The sequence below is a fragment of the Streptomyces sp. a15 genome (genome assembly GCF_059026085.1).
This window is the reverse complement of the sequence record NZ_JBWLKM010000090.1, coordinates 1-12,696: the sequence shown is the minus strand read 5'-3', so window position 1 is coordinate 12,696 and position 12,696 is coordinate 1. Positions and strand designations below refer to the sequence as shown.

9 protein-coding genes and 4 pseudogenes are annotated in these 12,696 nt (G+C 68.1%); 9 read left to right on the top strand and 4 right to left on the bottom strand.

Annotation, left to right across the window (positions count from 1 at the left end):
* Positions 1 to 107: 107 nt before the first annotated feature.
* The 3 genes and pseudogenes from AC5P09_RS43940 to AC5P09_RS43930 all read left to right on the top strand — a co-directional run.
* Positions 108 to 593 (top strand): annotated as a pseudogene (locus tag AC5P09_RS43940) (TerC family protein); the annotation flags it as partial.
* Positions 594 to 689: 96 nt separating this feature from the next.
* Positions 690 to 865 (top strand): annotated as a pseudogene (locus AC5P09_RS43935) (hypothetical protein); the annotation flags it as partial.
* Between the two features lie 63 nt (positions 866 to 928).
* The gene (locus AC5P09_RS43930) at positions 929 to 1,144 is read left to right on the top strand and encodes a hypothetical protein (protein WP_493879308.1); all 216 of its coding nucleotides are present in this window, start codon (positions 929 to 931) and stop codon (positions 1,142 to 1,144) included.
* Between the two features lie 71 nt (positions 1,145 to 1,215).
* Here the strand turns inward: AC5P09_RS43930 and AC5P09_RS43925 are convergent, their stop codons facing one another.
* From AC5P09_RS43925 to AC5P09_RS43915, 3 genes and pseudogenes are all read right to left on the bottom strand, one after another.
* Entirely contained in the window at positions 1,216 to 2,985 is a 1,770-nt protein-coding gene (locus tag AC5P09_RS43925; protein ID WP_493879290.1) for a cellulase family glycosylhydrolase, read from the bottom strand.
* A 49-nt stretch (positions 2,986 to 3,034) separates the two neighbouring features.
* Positions 3,035 to 4,549, bottom strand: a complete 1,515-nt coding sequence (locus AC5P09_RS43920; RefSeq protein ID WP_493879289.1) for a glycoside hydrolase family 43 protein — start codon at positions 4,547 to 4,549, stop codon at positions 3,035 to 3,037.
* Positions 4,550 to 5,903: 1,354 nt separating this feature from the next.
* A pseudogene (locus tag AC5P09_RS43915) lies at positions 5,904 to 6,051 on the bottom strand (IS21-like element helper ATPase IstB); the annotation flags it as partial.
* Positions 6,052 to 6,285: 234 nt separating this feature from the next.
* Between AC5P09_RS43915 and AC5P09_RS43910 the strand changes: the two are divergent.
* The 4 genes from AC5P09_RS43910 (at position 6,286) to AC5P09_RS43895 (ending at position 9,949) form a co-directional block, all read left to right on the top strand.
* Positions 6,286 to 7,263: a tyrosine-type recombinase/integrase gene (locus AC5P09_RS43910; protein WP_493879288.1), complete on the top strand. Its 978-nt coding sequence runs from the start codon at positions 6,286 to 6,288 to the stop codon at positions 7,261 to 7,263.
* Positions 7,260 to 7,574 carry a helix-turn-helix domain-containing protein gene (locus AC5P09_RS43905; protein ID WP_493879287.1) on the top strand — a complete coding sequence of 105 codons (315 nt, stop codon included), beginning with the start codon at positions 7,260 to 7,262 and terminating at the stop codon, positions 7,572 to 7,574. Before AC5P09_RS43910 ends, AC5P09_RS43905 begins: the two co-directional genes overlap by 4 nt.
* Before the next feature lie 820 nt (positions 7,575 to 8,394).
* A complete protein-coding gene (locus AC5P09_RS43900) occupies positions 8,395 to 9,285 on the top strand; it encodes a site-specific integrase (RefSeq protein ID WP_493879286.1) in 891 nt (296 codons plus the stop codon).
* Positions 9,286 to 9,298: 13 nt separating this feature from the next.
* Positions 9,299 to 9,949: an HAD family hydrolase gene (locus AC5P09_RS43895; RefSeq protein ID WP_493879285.1), complete on the top strand. Its 651-nt coding sequence runs from the start codon at positions 9,299 to 9,301 to the stop codon at positions 9,947 to 9,949.
* An 89-nt stretch (positions 9,950 to 10,038) separates the two neighbouring features.
* On the opposite strand, the pseudogene istB reads toward AC5P09_RS43895, so the two are convergent.
* Positions 10,039 to 10,664, bottom strand: a pseudogene (gene istB, locus AC5P09_RS43890) (IS21-like element helper ATPase IstB); the annotation flags it as partial.
* 186 nt (positions 10,665 to 10,850) lie between these two features.
* Between istB and AC5P09_RS43885 the strand changes: the two are divergent.
* Positions 10,851 to 11,120, top strand: coding sequence for a hypothetical protein (locus AC5P09_RS43885; RefSeq protein WP_493879284.1), 270 nt, complete (start codon positions 10,851 to 10,853; stop codon positions 11,118 to 11,120).
* A 333-nt stretch (positions 11,121 to 11,453) separates the two neighbouring features.
* Complete coding sequence (locus AC5P09_RS43880; protein ID WP_493879283.1) at positions 11,454 to 12,401, top strand: IS30 family transposase; 948 nt, start codon at positions 11,454 to 11,456, stop codon at positions 12,399 to 12,401.
* Positions 12,402 to 12,696 lie beyond the last annotated feature (295 nt).

Below are 12,696 nucleotides of genomic sequence, written 5' to 3'. Positions count from 1 at the left end.
GCCTCGGGCCGGCCTCACCCGCTCCGCATGCTCCCGGGGGCGCAATGCCGGACGCTCCTGTATAGGGGCCGGCACGTTTCGCGCGGGCCATGGTGAAGGTGTTCGGCGTGCTTGAGGTATCGCTCTGGTTGGGGGGGGCGCTCGCCGCGACGGTGGTCGTGTCGCTGGCGGTAGACCTGCTGTCCCACCCGCACCGCGCACGTGATCCGCTGCAAGGAGGCAAGGAGGCAGCCGCCTGGAGCGGACTGTGGGTGAGCCTCGCCCTGATCTTCGGCGCGGTCGTCTTCCTCGTCCTTGGCGCCACTGCCGGCACCGAGTACACGACAGCCTGGCTGCTGGAGAAGAGCCTGTCGGTCAACCTCTTCGTCTTCGCCGTGATCTTCGCGTACTTCAAGGTGCCACGCGCCTACCAGCACCGCGTGCTGTTCTTCGGCATCATTGGCGCGCTTGTCTTCCGCGGGATCTTCCTCTCCCTCGGCGTGGCCGTGGTCGGCCGCTTCACCGCGGTGCTGTTCGCCTTCGCGGCGGTCCTCTTCTACAGCACCTACAAGCTGCTCAAGGACGAGCAGGAGAGCTTCGACCCGGGCAAGACTTGACAAGACACAGAGGCAACCCGAGATGCGGAGTGTGGTGACAGAGGGGCAGGTGGGACTTGAGAGGAACATTCGCCGCATGCGGCGGGCAGCGGCATGCTCGACTTCCCCGACGACCCGACGTGCCGCACCCTCGACCGCCAGTACATGCTCGGCCCCGACCTGCTGGTGGCACCGGTCTTCTCGGCAGGACGGCGAGGTTCGAGTTCTACCTCCCCGAAGGCACGTGGATCCACCTCCTGACCGGCGAACGCGTCCAGGGCCCGGTCTGGCGCCACGAGACCCATGGCTTCGACAGCCTGCCGCTCTACGTCCGACCGGGCGCCGTGATCCCGATGGGCGCGGACGACCAACGCCCGGACGGCGACTGGCTCGACGGCCTCACGCTCCTCGTGACCCAGGACGCCGCCGACGTCACGGTGACGGTGCCGGTGCCGGACCACGAGGGAGAGGCCGCCGCGGAGTACCGGGTGCGGTGGGACGAGGCAGCGGTGACGGTGACGGTGACGGTGACCGGCACGGATCTGCCCTCGCAGGTGCGGGAGTTGTAGCAGGCGCAGGCGTAGGCCCCGGGATCCAGTGGTGGATCCCGGCGCCCCTTTCGCGTGCCGTTACCGCTCGGTCAGGAGGTCGTGCCCGTCACCGAGCTTCCCGACTTGGTCACCTTGTACGTCACGGTGGCGCCGCTCCAGAAGTGCAAGGTGAGCGTCGCCGGTGTGCCGTCCCTGAGCGCGTTGATGAACTCGGGGGTGAGGGTGATGGTGTTGCCGCCGTAGTTCGGCACGAAGGTGGTGTCGAACCGCTTGTAGGAGGTCCAGTCGTCGGGACCGGCGTTGGTGCCGTCGGCGTATTTGGCCTCCATCGTCGCCAGCGAGTCGCCCCGGAACTGGGTGGGGACGGCGAAGGAACTGGTCGTTCCGGTCGCGTTCGACAGCACCGGCGTGTCGTACGTGACCACGTCGATCTGCCAGGGGACCCCTGTGGAGAAACGGGCCTGGAGCGTGGCGTTGACCCCGTAGGCGCGGTTGCCGGTCAGCCGGGTGAGGGCGGTCGCCGTCAGTGTGAGCTGGCTGCCCGAGACCGTGTAGTCCCGGCCGGGGACGAGCCGGGTGTTGCCCTGCCAAAGCCCTCGGAAGGTGGTGCCGTTGAGGTTCAGGGTGAGGGTCTTGGCCGTGATCGCACTGGACTTCGGCACGAAGACCCGGTCCGAGGAGGCGGTTCCCGAGCGCGTGGTCCAACTCGACTTGATCTGGGCGGACAGGAGGGGGTACCGCCACTGCAGCGTGTTGCGGTTCAGGAACGAACCGGCGTCCCACAGGGCCGTGGTGACCCCGTTGACCCGCGCCGCGTAGCCGAGCGCCTCGAAGTACTTGAGGGCCTCGCCCCGCTCGACGATGTCGGCGGGCTTGGTGTAGTCGGGGTAGCTGAGCAGGCCGTACTCACCGACGTAGACGGGGACGCCCTTCGCGACGAACGTGTCGTGCATCCGGGCGAAGGTGTCGGTCATGTACTTCTGGACCTCGGCGTTGAACGTGGTGAAACCGGCGATGTTCACGCTGAACGGCCAGAAGCTGTAGTAGTGCACGGTGGCGACCAGGTTGGGGTCGTCCAACGAGCTGATCGTGGTGGCCAGTTCGTCCATGACCTGCTGGGTGTCCGGTGACGAGTACTGGGTGGGCAGGACGAGGAAACGGGTGGCGTTCTGGCCGCCCTTCTGGCGCACGATGCTGTGGAACGAGGTGTTCAGCTCGTCCAGCAGCTGGGCCTTCTGGGCGTCGGTGGCATTGTCGAAGACCGGTTCGTTGACGCTCTCGAAGAGCAGACTGCGCGGTTCGTCCTTGAACACGGTGGCGATCTGGTCCCAGGTCGCGTTGTAACGGGCCAGCACCTGGTCGTGGTCGGTGGGCATCTTGTTGATCCACTGCCACGAGTCGTGGTGGACGTTGAGCACGACGTAGAGATCGTCGGCCAGTGCCCAGTCGACCACCTGCTTGACCCGGCTCATGAACGCCGGCTCGATGGTGTAGGGGGCCGTCGTCGACTGGTGGTTGCCCCAGGTGACGGGGATGCGGACGCTGCGGAATCCCTGGGCCTTGACGGTGTCGAACATCGCCTTGGTGGTCGCCGGGTTGCCCCAGGACGTCTCGTCGGGGATGGCGTCCAGGGCATTGCCCAGGTTCCAGCTGGGCTGCATCGCGGCCACGGCGTCCATGGCGTTGTCCGGGACCGGGGTGGCCGTGGCTGCCCTGGCCGAGGGTGCGGCCTGCGAGTGAGGGGCCGCGAACGCGGTGCCGGCGGCGAGACCGACTGCGGTGAGCAGGGCCAGCAGGAGGCTCGCGACTCGTCCGGGTCCACGTCTGCGGGCCGGTGCGGGTGGCCGTATGTACTTCATGTCCCATTTCCTTCCATTGATCGAACCGCTGAGCGGGGTACTCCGTGAGTCAGCGGTCGAGCGGCTCGTAGTCGAACCAGTCGAAGTGGACGGTGCCGGCCGCGGCGTACATGCCGATGACCCGGCCGGTGAAGCCGCCGGCCACTTCGGTGGACAGGTACCGGCCGTCCAGGGCGCCGAGCACGGTGAACGTGCCGTCCGGTTCCTCGACACCGAAGGAGAGGGTGTCCGGGCCGGAGCGTGCGTCGCGGAGCGTCTGCGTGGCGGTCACGTCGACACCGAGAACCAGCGGCCCGGCGGGCACCGGCCGGGACGCCACCACGGTGCGCAGCGGGCCGACGCGGGCGATGACCCGCACCTCCGCGGAGCCCGCCTCGATCTCGTAGTGGTGCTCCTCGTCGAGCCGCACCGCCAGGCCGCCGCGTCCCTCCGCGGGGTCGATGAGTGTGCGCACCCGGCACGACAAGTGTTGCTGGCGCCGGCCGACGAACACGTTGTCGAGGTCGTCCAGGGAGCTTCCGCGGGCGTGGAGGGTCAGCCAACCGGCGCGCTCCTTCGTCGTGCAGTGCTCGGCGGAGCGATCGCGCGGTGAGATCCAGTACGGCTGCAGTTCGCTGAGATCGAAGTCGTCCCGGTGCGGTACGACAGGGCCCGGCCGGAGCGGCCAGGGCGGCGCGGCCATGACGGGCGAGAGGTCGCCGACGACGGGCCAGTCGTCCACCCAGTTCACCGGCGCCAGGAAGGTCTCCCGGCCCAAGACGTGCCAGCCGGGGGTGCCACCGCCCGGTCGCACGCCGAGCAGCACCATCCACCACGAACCGTCGGGTGCCTGCACCAGGTCGGCGTGGCCGGTGTTCTGGATGGGGTGGTCGAGGCCGCGGTGCGTCAGGATCGGGTTGGCCGGGCACGGCTCGAAGGGGCCGGCGGGTGTGCGTCCGCGAGCGATCGAGACACCGTGGCCGCGCTCGGTGCCGCCTTCGGCGATGAGCAGGTACCAGTAGTCGCCGATCCGGTACAGGTGCGGCGCCTCCGGGGCCTTCGCGCCGGGTGTACCGGACCAGATCCGATGAGGCGGGCCGAACGTCTCCCCGGTGTGCGGGTCGATGCGGACCTGGTGGACCCCGGCGACCGTGCACCAGCAGGCGCCTTCCTCGTCCCAGGCGAGATCGGGGTCGATGCCGTGGACGCCGGGCAGCCGGATCGGGTCGGACCACGGTCCGGCCGGGTCGGTGGTGGTGAACAGCAGGTTGCCGCCGCCTTCGCTGACGGTGGTGACGATCAGCCAGAACCGGCCGTCGTGGTGGCGCAGCGTGGGTGCGTAGATCCCGGCGGAGGGCGGGGTGTCCGCGGGGAGGCGCAGTTGGCTCGGCCGTTCCAGGACATTGCCGATCTGGGTCCAGTGCACCAGGTCGCGGCTGTGGAAGAGAGGTATGCCCGGGAAGTACTCGAAGCTGGAGCACGCCAGGTAGTAGTCGTCGCCCACGCGGCAGACACTGGGATCGGGGTGGAAGCCGGGGAGCACGGGGTTGGCGACGGTCCTGCCCGCCTGCTGTCGGACTGACATGCCATCCATTCCTTTGCGTCGGGTGTGAGGCGCGGTGTTGCTGACATGGGCTGCCCTGCCCGCGCTGGAGCCCCGGCGGTCGTGAAGCCGGCCCGGGGCGGTGTCATCGGGTGGTCCAAGCGGGTCCCGTAGGCAATGCCGTTGGGTGCCGGCCTCGCGTAGCGGCGCCGCCGGCGCGTTGCTGCATGGGCTGTTGAAGTGTGACTGTTGAAGCGCTTCGACTCCCGTGGGAGAGTAGTAATCAGATTGTCGGCGCGGCAAGAGCTTGAACTCCACAAATCTTGGAGTGTGGCGGTCGGTTGACGCCGACACACAGGGCTTGACGTGTCGATGCGCTTCGACAGGAGGCTGTCTGTGAGCCTTCTCTGACTCCGGACGGCCCTCGCGTCATCGACGAAATCGAGGCGCTCCGTACCGTCAACCACTCACCGTCCGGCGGAGCACCGCACTGTCTGTGCATACCCGGCTCGACGTCGTACCAGGTGCCCCACCCGTCCTGCTCCTGCGAACTGGCAGCCGCCGTCGGCTGATCCGGCGTGAAGGTGCGCCACTAACAGCCGAGGCGCCGAAGAGGTGCTCGCAACCGAGGGCGCGGAGTCGTTCAGGAACGCGTCGCTGCCGATCGCGGTCGGGGCGCCCGTGGCGGTGGTGATGTCCGGAAGCGTGCAACCCCGACCTGGGCTTCGTCGAGGTCTATCAGGAGTTCGGCGCTCGTCGCGCGGTTCTGCATCTTCTCGACCGCGGGCACCGCACATCGCCCATCTGACGGGTGCTGCCCTGCGCACCTTCTATGCCCGGGCTCGGGTCGAAGGCCGGCAGGCCGAGCTCGCCGCCGCGGGAGCGGAGGGAACCATGCTGGAAGGGCTGAGCCGGGCATTCGGGCCGACCAGAGAGTCGTACTGATTCGAAAGTTTCGCTGTCCTTTCGAGGTGTCGCCTGCATGCCACCGTCTGTAGCGTCACGCGGGCAAGTCGTGGTGCCGGAAGGCACAGTGAGAGCGGCCCTCACCATGGGGCGTCATCCAGGGAGTCTGAAGAGGACATGCGTTATCGGGAACTCGGCCGCACCGGTCTGACCGTGTCCGAGATCGGCTACGGAGCCTGGGGACTGGGCCAGGGCGCCTGAGTCGGCGCCGACGACGACTCCGGCGTACGCGCCCGACGCCCTGGCCGTGCTCACCGAGCCGTCACTTGGGTGCTGCGAGGCCGCCCGGTTAGTCATGATGAGAGCCGGAACGTCCCGTCAAGGGCGCCTTCGGCGTCGCCTGCGGCGATGACCTTCGGTCACCCTTGACCGGCCATTCCGGCTCTTGGCTGGGCTGGTTATCGGGCGGCCCCTCCCGTGTGGCGCCCGGTCAGCTGGCCTGGGCTTGTTCGGCTTGCGCCTTGGTGTGAGCGAGGCGGGTAGGACTCGGTGCCGGTCTGGATGATGGCGCCGTTGAAGGTCAGCAGGTCGACGATGGCCGCGCAGGGCCGGGGATCGGTGAACCTCTTCGTCCATCCATCTGGGGCTGGCACTTGTTCCCTCACACGGGTTGCCGCTGCCACCCGGCCGTATCCCGTTCCTGTGGTCCTCGTTGGTTCTCGCGGCGGCACCCCGACTTTCCAGGTGCTGCCTTGACCGTTCAGGCGCGAGGAAGGTGTGCCGGTGGCCGAGGCGAGATTGCAGGTCATCGCGGGCGGGGGCCGTCCCGCACGAGCCGCTGGCGACGGACCCGTGGCAGTTCCAGGCCGCGTGTGTCGACGCGTTCGTCGCTTCCGGGCGGGCGCGCGGGTTTAAGTCCGGTGACCATCGACAACGACATCGGCCTGCTGGAGCGAACCCTCGCGGCCCTGGGCCGGCCCGCGTGGGAGGTGACGCCCGAGGACATCGACCGGATGGTCGGCGACCCGGCGGTGAAGGGCCGGGCGACGTCGACCCGGCGCGAGTATGTGCAGATCTTCAAGGGTTTCCACAGGTTCCTGCAGGCCCGCAAGGCGGTCGAGATCGAGGCCGCGTTCGGCGTGAGGCTGGTCTGCCCGGTCGACGAGCTCAATGCCTCCCGGCATGTTGGCGATGACTCCCCGGCCCTGGTGCCGCTGCCGACACTCGAGCGGGTGGCGGAGTTCTTCGACTTCATGAAGCAGCGGATCGCCACCGCCCGGAAGTACGGGCCTGCCGCGAGGGACTATGCGATGTTCCGGACTCTGTATCACGCTGGGCTTCGCTCGGAGGAGGCATCGCTGCTGGACAAGCCGGACGTGCACTTCACCCGCGGCCCATTCGGCAAGCCGCACGTCCGCTTCGGCAAGGGAGCCCACACCTGCGGGCCGCGGCCGCGCTGGGTGCCCATGCTCGACGGCCTGGACCTGGTGCTGCGATGGTTCCTGGAGGGCGTGCGGCCCAAGTTCCGTGATTCTTCTGCGCTGTTCGCGGACGAGTCCGGTGGAGCCCTGCATCGCGGGACGATCCGCAACCGGCTGCGCCATCTCATGGAGCTCGAAGGGCGCCAGCCCGCGGAGCGGTTCAGCCCGCATGCCCTGCGGAGGGCCTGCGCGCCCCACAACTACGAACGCGGTGTCGACCTGGTGGCCATTCAACAGATGCTCGGACACTGGACGGTCAGCTCGACCATGCGTTATGTCTGGCCCTCCGTGACGTTCATCGAGGACGCCTATCAGCGGGCAGTCGCCAGCACCCTGACCGAGCTGACCGGGAAGGACACCACGGCATGAAGATCCAATGGCGGCTGCGGATGGCCGCCGCCCAGCGCGAGGTGTGGACCGGCACCGAGCTGCGGCGGCTGCTTGCCGAAAAGGCCGGCCTGGAGCTTTCCTCCGCCTCGGTGTCCGCACTGTTCGCCAAGGAGCCCTCGCAGATGAAGATGACCACCCTGGCAGCGTTGTGCACCGCGCTGGAGTGCACCCCCAACGACCTGATCGACGTCGACACCACCCCCGTCGAGCGGCCCATCGCACCGCCTTGGCCCGTCGCCGATCTTCCGCAGGCCGCCTCTGCCCGGGGCCGGTCGATGCCGCCCCTGTGATCGGAACGGCGATCACCGTGGGCAAGAAGCAACGGGACTGCGTCAACTGCGGCGGGCCGGTCGGCTATCGCGACCGCCAGCACTGCTGCCGATGCTGGCGCCGGATGCAAGAGCAGGCCGCGAAGGCGGTGTGTCCGTCCTGCGGCAAGGACCGTGTCCTCCAGGAGGACACCGGCCGGTGCATCACCTGTTCACGCGTCTGTGACGAGTGCGGCCATCCGGTGCGCTCGGCCGGCAACCGGCTCTGCCGGGACCGTCGTCGCAGAGCCGAGCGATTCGCCGCTCAGCAGCCCTGCCCTCGCTGCGGGAAGTCGGGCTATCTGCGGGACGACACCGGCTGGTGCGGCTCATGCTCCCGCCCGGGCCCGCCCAAGTAGCCGCCCTGGATCTGCCGCGAATGCCGCCAACTGCGGCGACATGCCGGACTGGGCCTGTGCTCGGCCTGCTGGTAACGGCACCCCGGCCGCCCCTTCATCCGCGGCGAACACCTCCGTGACGAGCTCGCCGACCCGCCCACTTGGCTCGAGGACTTCGTCGTGCATGTCGCGGCCCGCTTCTGCGTCGCCCGGGCCTGCGGCCTCGTCACCGACCTGGGCCGGCTCCTGGAGGATGAACACTCCAACTCGCCCCAGACCTTGCCGGAGCGATCACACAGACCCGGGCGCTCGATGGGCTCCTTCGCCCGCGCGCTGGAGGACTTCTTCACTCTCCACGGCCTGGCCCTGCCCACCGACCAGGCCGAACGGCTGGCCGCCGAACGCTGGCCGCCGGGCGGCGCAAGCGACGCATCGACGCCATCCCCGAACCACTCCGTCCCGCCGTGGCCGCCTTTGACGCCTCCCGCATGCGGGCCCAGGTCCGGGCCCGCCGGGCCGGCACCCGCCCCCGCAGTATCCACACCCTGGAAACCGCCCTGAGTATCGTGCGGGACCTGGCCTGCTTCCTCACCGAGTACCGCGGCAAGGACGACTGGGCCCTGGTCGACGTGCACGATGTCGAAGCCTTCTTGGCCACCTTGCCCAAGGCCCGCAAGCGCTGGCTCGTGGTACTCCGGCAGTTCTTCCGCTTCGCCCGCTCCAAGCACATCGTGCTGATCGACCCGACCCGCACCCTGATGGTGAAGGAACGGAACGGCTTCCGCGGCCGGACTCTCACACTCGACCAGCAGCGCGAGCTCTTCCGCCGCTGGACAACGAGCGAACACGTTCATCCGCACGAGGCCCTGCTCGGCATGCTCGCCCTGCTGCACGGCGCCTCCAGCACGGAGGTCCGGATGCTGCAGGTCACAGACCTCGATCCGGCGGCCCAGACGGTCCGGCTCGGCAAGCGACCTCATCCCGTCCCGCTGGATCCCGCCTCCTGGACCGTGCTGCAACGCTGCCTGGCCCACCGCGCGGCATGGCCGACGGCCAACCCGCACGTGATGGTCACCAAAGGAACCAAGGCCGGGCGAAGCCCGGCCTCAACCGCCTCTCTCTCCCACGTTCTTGACGACTGCGGGTATCCGCCCCGCATGCCGCGGATGCAGTCGGAGTGCCCCGCGCAGCACTCGTCTCTGCGACCGGTGAATACTCTGGACCCCAAGCTCGTCGCGGCCGCCTTCGGCATGGACCCGCAGGCCACCCTCATCTACCTCGCCGACCACGTCGACCACGTCGACCACGTCGACCCTGGACGGGAAACCCACCTGCCCCGAGATCATCGCCCGTGATCTACTGCCGATCATGCCGTTGCTGATGCTGGACCTCGACAACACCCTGGTCGACCGCGACGCCGCCTTCCGTGACGCCGTCGCCGCATTCCTCACCGAGCATCGCCTGCCCGACACCGACCTCCCGTGGGTGATGGCTCTCGACGCCAGCGGCTATGCCGCCCGCCCCGATGTCGCCGCGGGGTTGACCGACCGGTACCGGGACCTGGTGCCCACCACGGCCATCCATACCCTGCTCGACCAGGGCGCTGCCGATCGCGTCGTACTGGCCGACCTCTCCCGCGAGGCCCTGGACAAAGCGCAGGCCGACGGCTGGACCTGCGTGATCGTCACCAACGGCCGCACTGCCCAACAGGAAGCCAAGATCCGTCATACCGGACTCGACCAGCTCGTCCAGGGCTGGGCGATCTCCGAGGCGGTCGGTCGCAAGAAACCCGAACCGGCGATCTTCCACGCTGCCGCGGATGCCGTCGGAGTGCCCCTCGCCGGCGCATGGGTCATCGGCGATTCCCCGCATGCCGACATCGCCGGCGCCAACACGCTCGGGCTTCGAAGCGTGTGGGTGTCGAACGGACAGCCGTGGGCCCAGGACTCCTACCAGCCCACCCATGTCGCCGAGGACGTCGCCACCGCGATCGACTACGTCATCAGTACGGCGAGATAAGGCACGACCGACCCTCTTCGTCGTCGCCGCAAGGCCGAACCTGTGAAACTTCGCCGCCACCTCGCACGGGTTCGCCGGAACAAGTGCGCTTTGCTGAAGGTCTTGTTCGAGGTCAGGATGATGGAGCCCTTCTCGTAACGCTTGGAGATGACCTGGAAGACCAGGTTTGCCTCGGCGCGTTCGGGGGATTGGTAGCCCACGTCGTCGACCACGAGGACGCTGGGCCGCAGGTAGGTGCCGAGTTTGTTGACCAGCCGTCCGGCCGTCTCGGCGGCCTTCAGGTTGCGGACCATGTCGTCGAGGCTGGTGAAGTAGATCGAGTAGCCGGCTCTGCAGGCGGCGACCGCGAGAGCGACGGCGATATGTGTCTTGCCCACTCCCGGCGGTCCCAGCATGGCGGCGTTTGCCTTGCCGTCGAGGCGAAGGAGAGGCTGGCGAGGTCTTTGACTTTGCGCGGGTCGAGTTCGGGCTGGAACGAGAAGTCGTACTCGTCGAGCGTCTTGTCGTGCGGCAGCTTGGACAGCCGCAGGCCCTGGCGGAAGCGGCGGTCGTCGCGGACGGCCAGTTCCTCGGACAGGACCAGGTCGAGGAAGTCGAGGTAGCCCATCTTCGCCTCGTCGGCCCGGTGGGTGTACTCGTTGATGGTTTCCGCCAGGTGGGGCAGGCCGAGCTTGCCGGCCGTGGTGCGGATGCGGTTGCCGGTCAGCTCGCTCACGATGACTCCTTCGTCGGGGAGTTGGTGGTGAAGGGCCGGTTGCCGGTCAGTTCGTCATAGACCGACAGCGGCCGCCGCCCGACATCAACTCGGGTGGCCGCGGCCCGGTTCAACAAGGCCTGCAGTGGCCCGACGTGGCCGCCCGCGGACGGCTCGCGACGCGGTGGTGGTGTCACGTCGCCCGTCGTGGTGCGGCGGTTCGACCAGCTCACCGGCAGCGGGCTGCCGCCACTCGCCGGCATGGCGAAAGCCCTGCGCGAAGACCAGCCCGCGGTCATCAACGGAATCAAATCCCGCTACAACTCCGGCGTCAACGAAGGCCGTATCACCGACGTGAAACTCCAGAAACGCCTCATGGCCGGACGCGCCGGCGTCCCACTTCTCCGCCACCGCGTCGTACTGATCGCCCACCTTCGGCGCCGTGACGCGGACCGGCTGGCCCTCACCCCGAGATGATCTCCGCCTACGAAAATCTTGCCAGAGCCACGTTCAGGTGTACGCCGACACACGGCGTGGACGCGCGGGGCACCATAGGTGTCGCGCGAGCGTTCGTGCACGGCCGTGATCTGTTCGGTCAGCTCGGTGTCACGGACCGCCCGCGGACCGGGCTTGGCGGTGCGGCGGGCGTAGAAGGCCGTGCGGGAGACCTTCAGCAGTTCACACGCCCGCTTGGTGTTGTGGCCGCTCTGCTTCTCCGCCTCGATGAACGGGTGCACCGTCACCACTGTCCTCAAGCACCACGGAGGGATCGCTCCCGGATCCCGCAAGGCGCGGGCCGGAAGCTTGACCATGGGTGAGCGGGAGGAGATCTCGCGCCGGCTTCATGCGGGTGAGTCCTACCGGACCATCGCCGGCCTGCTGGGGCGTGCGGTGTCGACGATTAGCCGTGAAGTCAGCAACAACGGAGGACGCGACGTCTACCGGGCGCTCGCAGTGCAGGAACGCGCACTTGACCGCGCCCGGCGCCCGAAGCAGTGCCTACTCGCCCGCAGGCCCGCGTTGAGGCAGACGGTGCTGACCCTGCTGAAGGAGGAGTGGTCGCCCGAACAGATCGTCGGACACCTCCGTCTGAATCACGGTGCCGACCCGGCGATGCGGATCAGCCACGAGACGATCTACCGGTCGGTCTACACCACCCGCTGGAAAGTTGTCCCCCGCGAGTTGTGCAAGCGCCTTCGAACTGGCCGCCCGATCCGCAAGGACAAGCGCCACACGGTAACAGGCCAGTGGCGCTCACAGATCACCGATGCCCGACCGATCGAGGAGCGGCCCCGGGCGGCGGAGGACCGCAGCGAATCCGGGCACCTGGAAGGCGATCTGGTGATCGGCTCGAACAACAGCCAGGTCGCCACGCTGGTCGACCGGAAGTCATGGTTCCTCACTGTCGTGGAACTCGCCGGCCGCCACACCACCGTGGTCGTTTCCGCTCTCGCCGAGACCTACGAACGTATGGACTCCCGCCTACACGGCACGCTGACCTGGGATCGCGGCATGGAACTGGCAGTTCACAAGCGGTTCACCGCAGACACCGGTGTCGACGTGTTCTTCGCAGCCCGCGCAGCCCCTGGCAACGTGGCACCAACGAGAACACCAACAAACTGCTCCGGCAGTACCTGCCCAAAGGCACAAACCCGTCGACGTTCAGTCAGGACGACCTTGACGCCATCGCGACGAAGCTCAACAACCGTCCACGCAAGTGCCTGGGATTCCGCACACCAGCCGAGAGTGTTGCCTTGACCAGTTGAATCTAAGGTGGCTCGCTTGAGGATGTCGACGTCCTCGCGCAGGCGGCGGTTCTCCCGCCGCAGCGCGGCCAGTTCCTCGCGTTCGCTGCTGGACAGCCCGTCGCGTTCGTCCGCGTCGACCTCGGCCTGGCTGACCCACAGCCGCACCGCGGTCTCGGTCAGATCGAAGTCCTTGGCGATCTGACCGACCGAGCGGTCACTGCGCCGACACAGCTAGTGTCTCGTGATTCTGTTTGTGGAACCTGAGGCGTCCGTGACCGTTGAGTCAGGTATGAATCTCTCCTCTG

Coding starts and splice junctions, on each gene's coding strand:
- AC5P09_RS43930 (WP_493879308.1), top strand. CDS start 929: ATGGGCGCGGACGACCAACGCCCGGACGGCGACTGGCTCGACGGCCTC.
- AC5P09_RS43925 (WP_493879290.1), bottom strand. CDS start 2,985: ATGAAGTACATACGGCCACCCGCACCGGCCCGCAGACGTGGACCCGGA.
- AC5P09_RS43920 (WP_493879289.1), bottom strand. CDS start 4,549: ATGTCAGTCCGACAGCAGGCGGGCAGGACCGTCGCCAACCCCGTGCTC.
- AC5P09_RS43905 (WP_493879287.1), top strand. CDS start 7,260: ATGAAGATCCAATGGCGGCTGCGGATGGCCGCCGCCCAGCGCGAGGTG.
- AC5P09_RS43895 (WP_493879285.1), top strand. CDS start 9,299: ATGCCGTTGCTGATGCTGGACCTCGACAACACCCTGGTCGACCGCGAC.
- AC5P09_RS43880 (WP_493879283.1), top strand. CDS start 11,454: ATGGGTGAGCGGGAGGAGATCTCGCGCCGGCTTCATGCGGGTGAGTCC.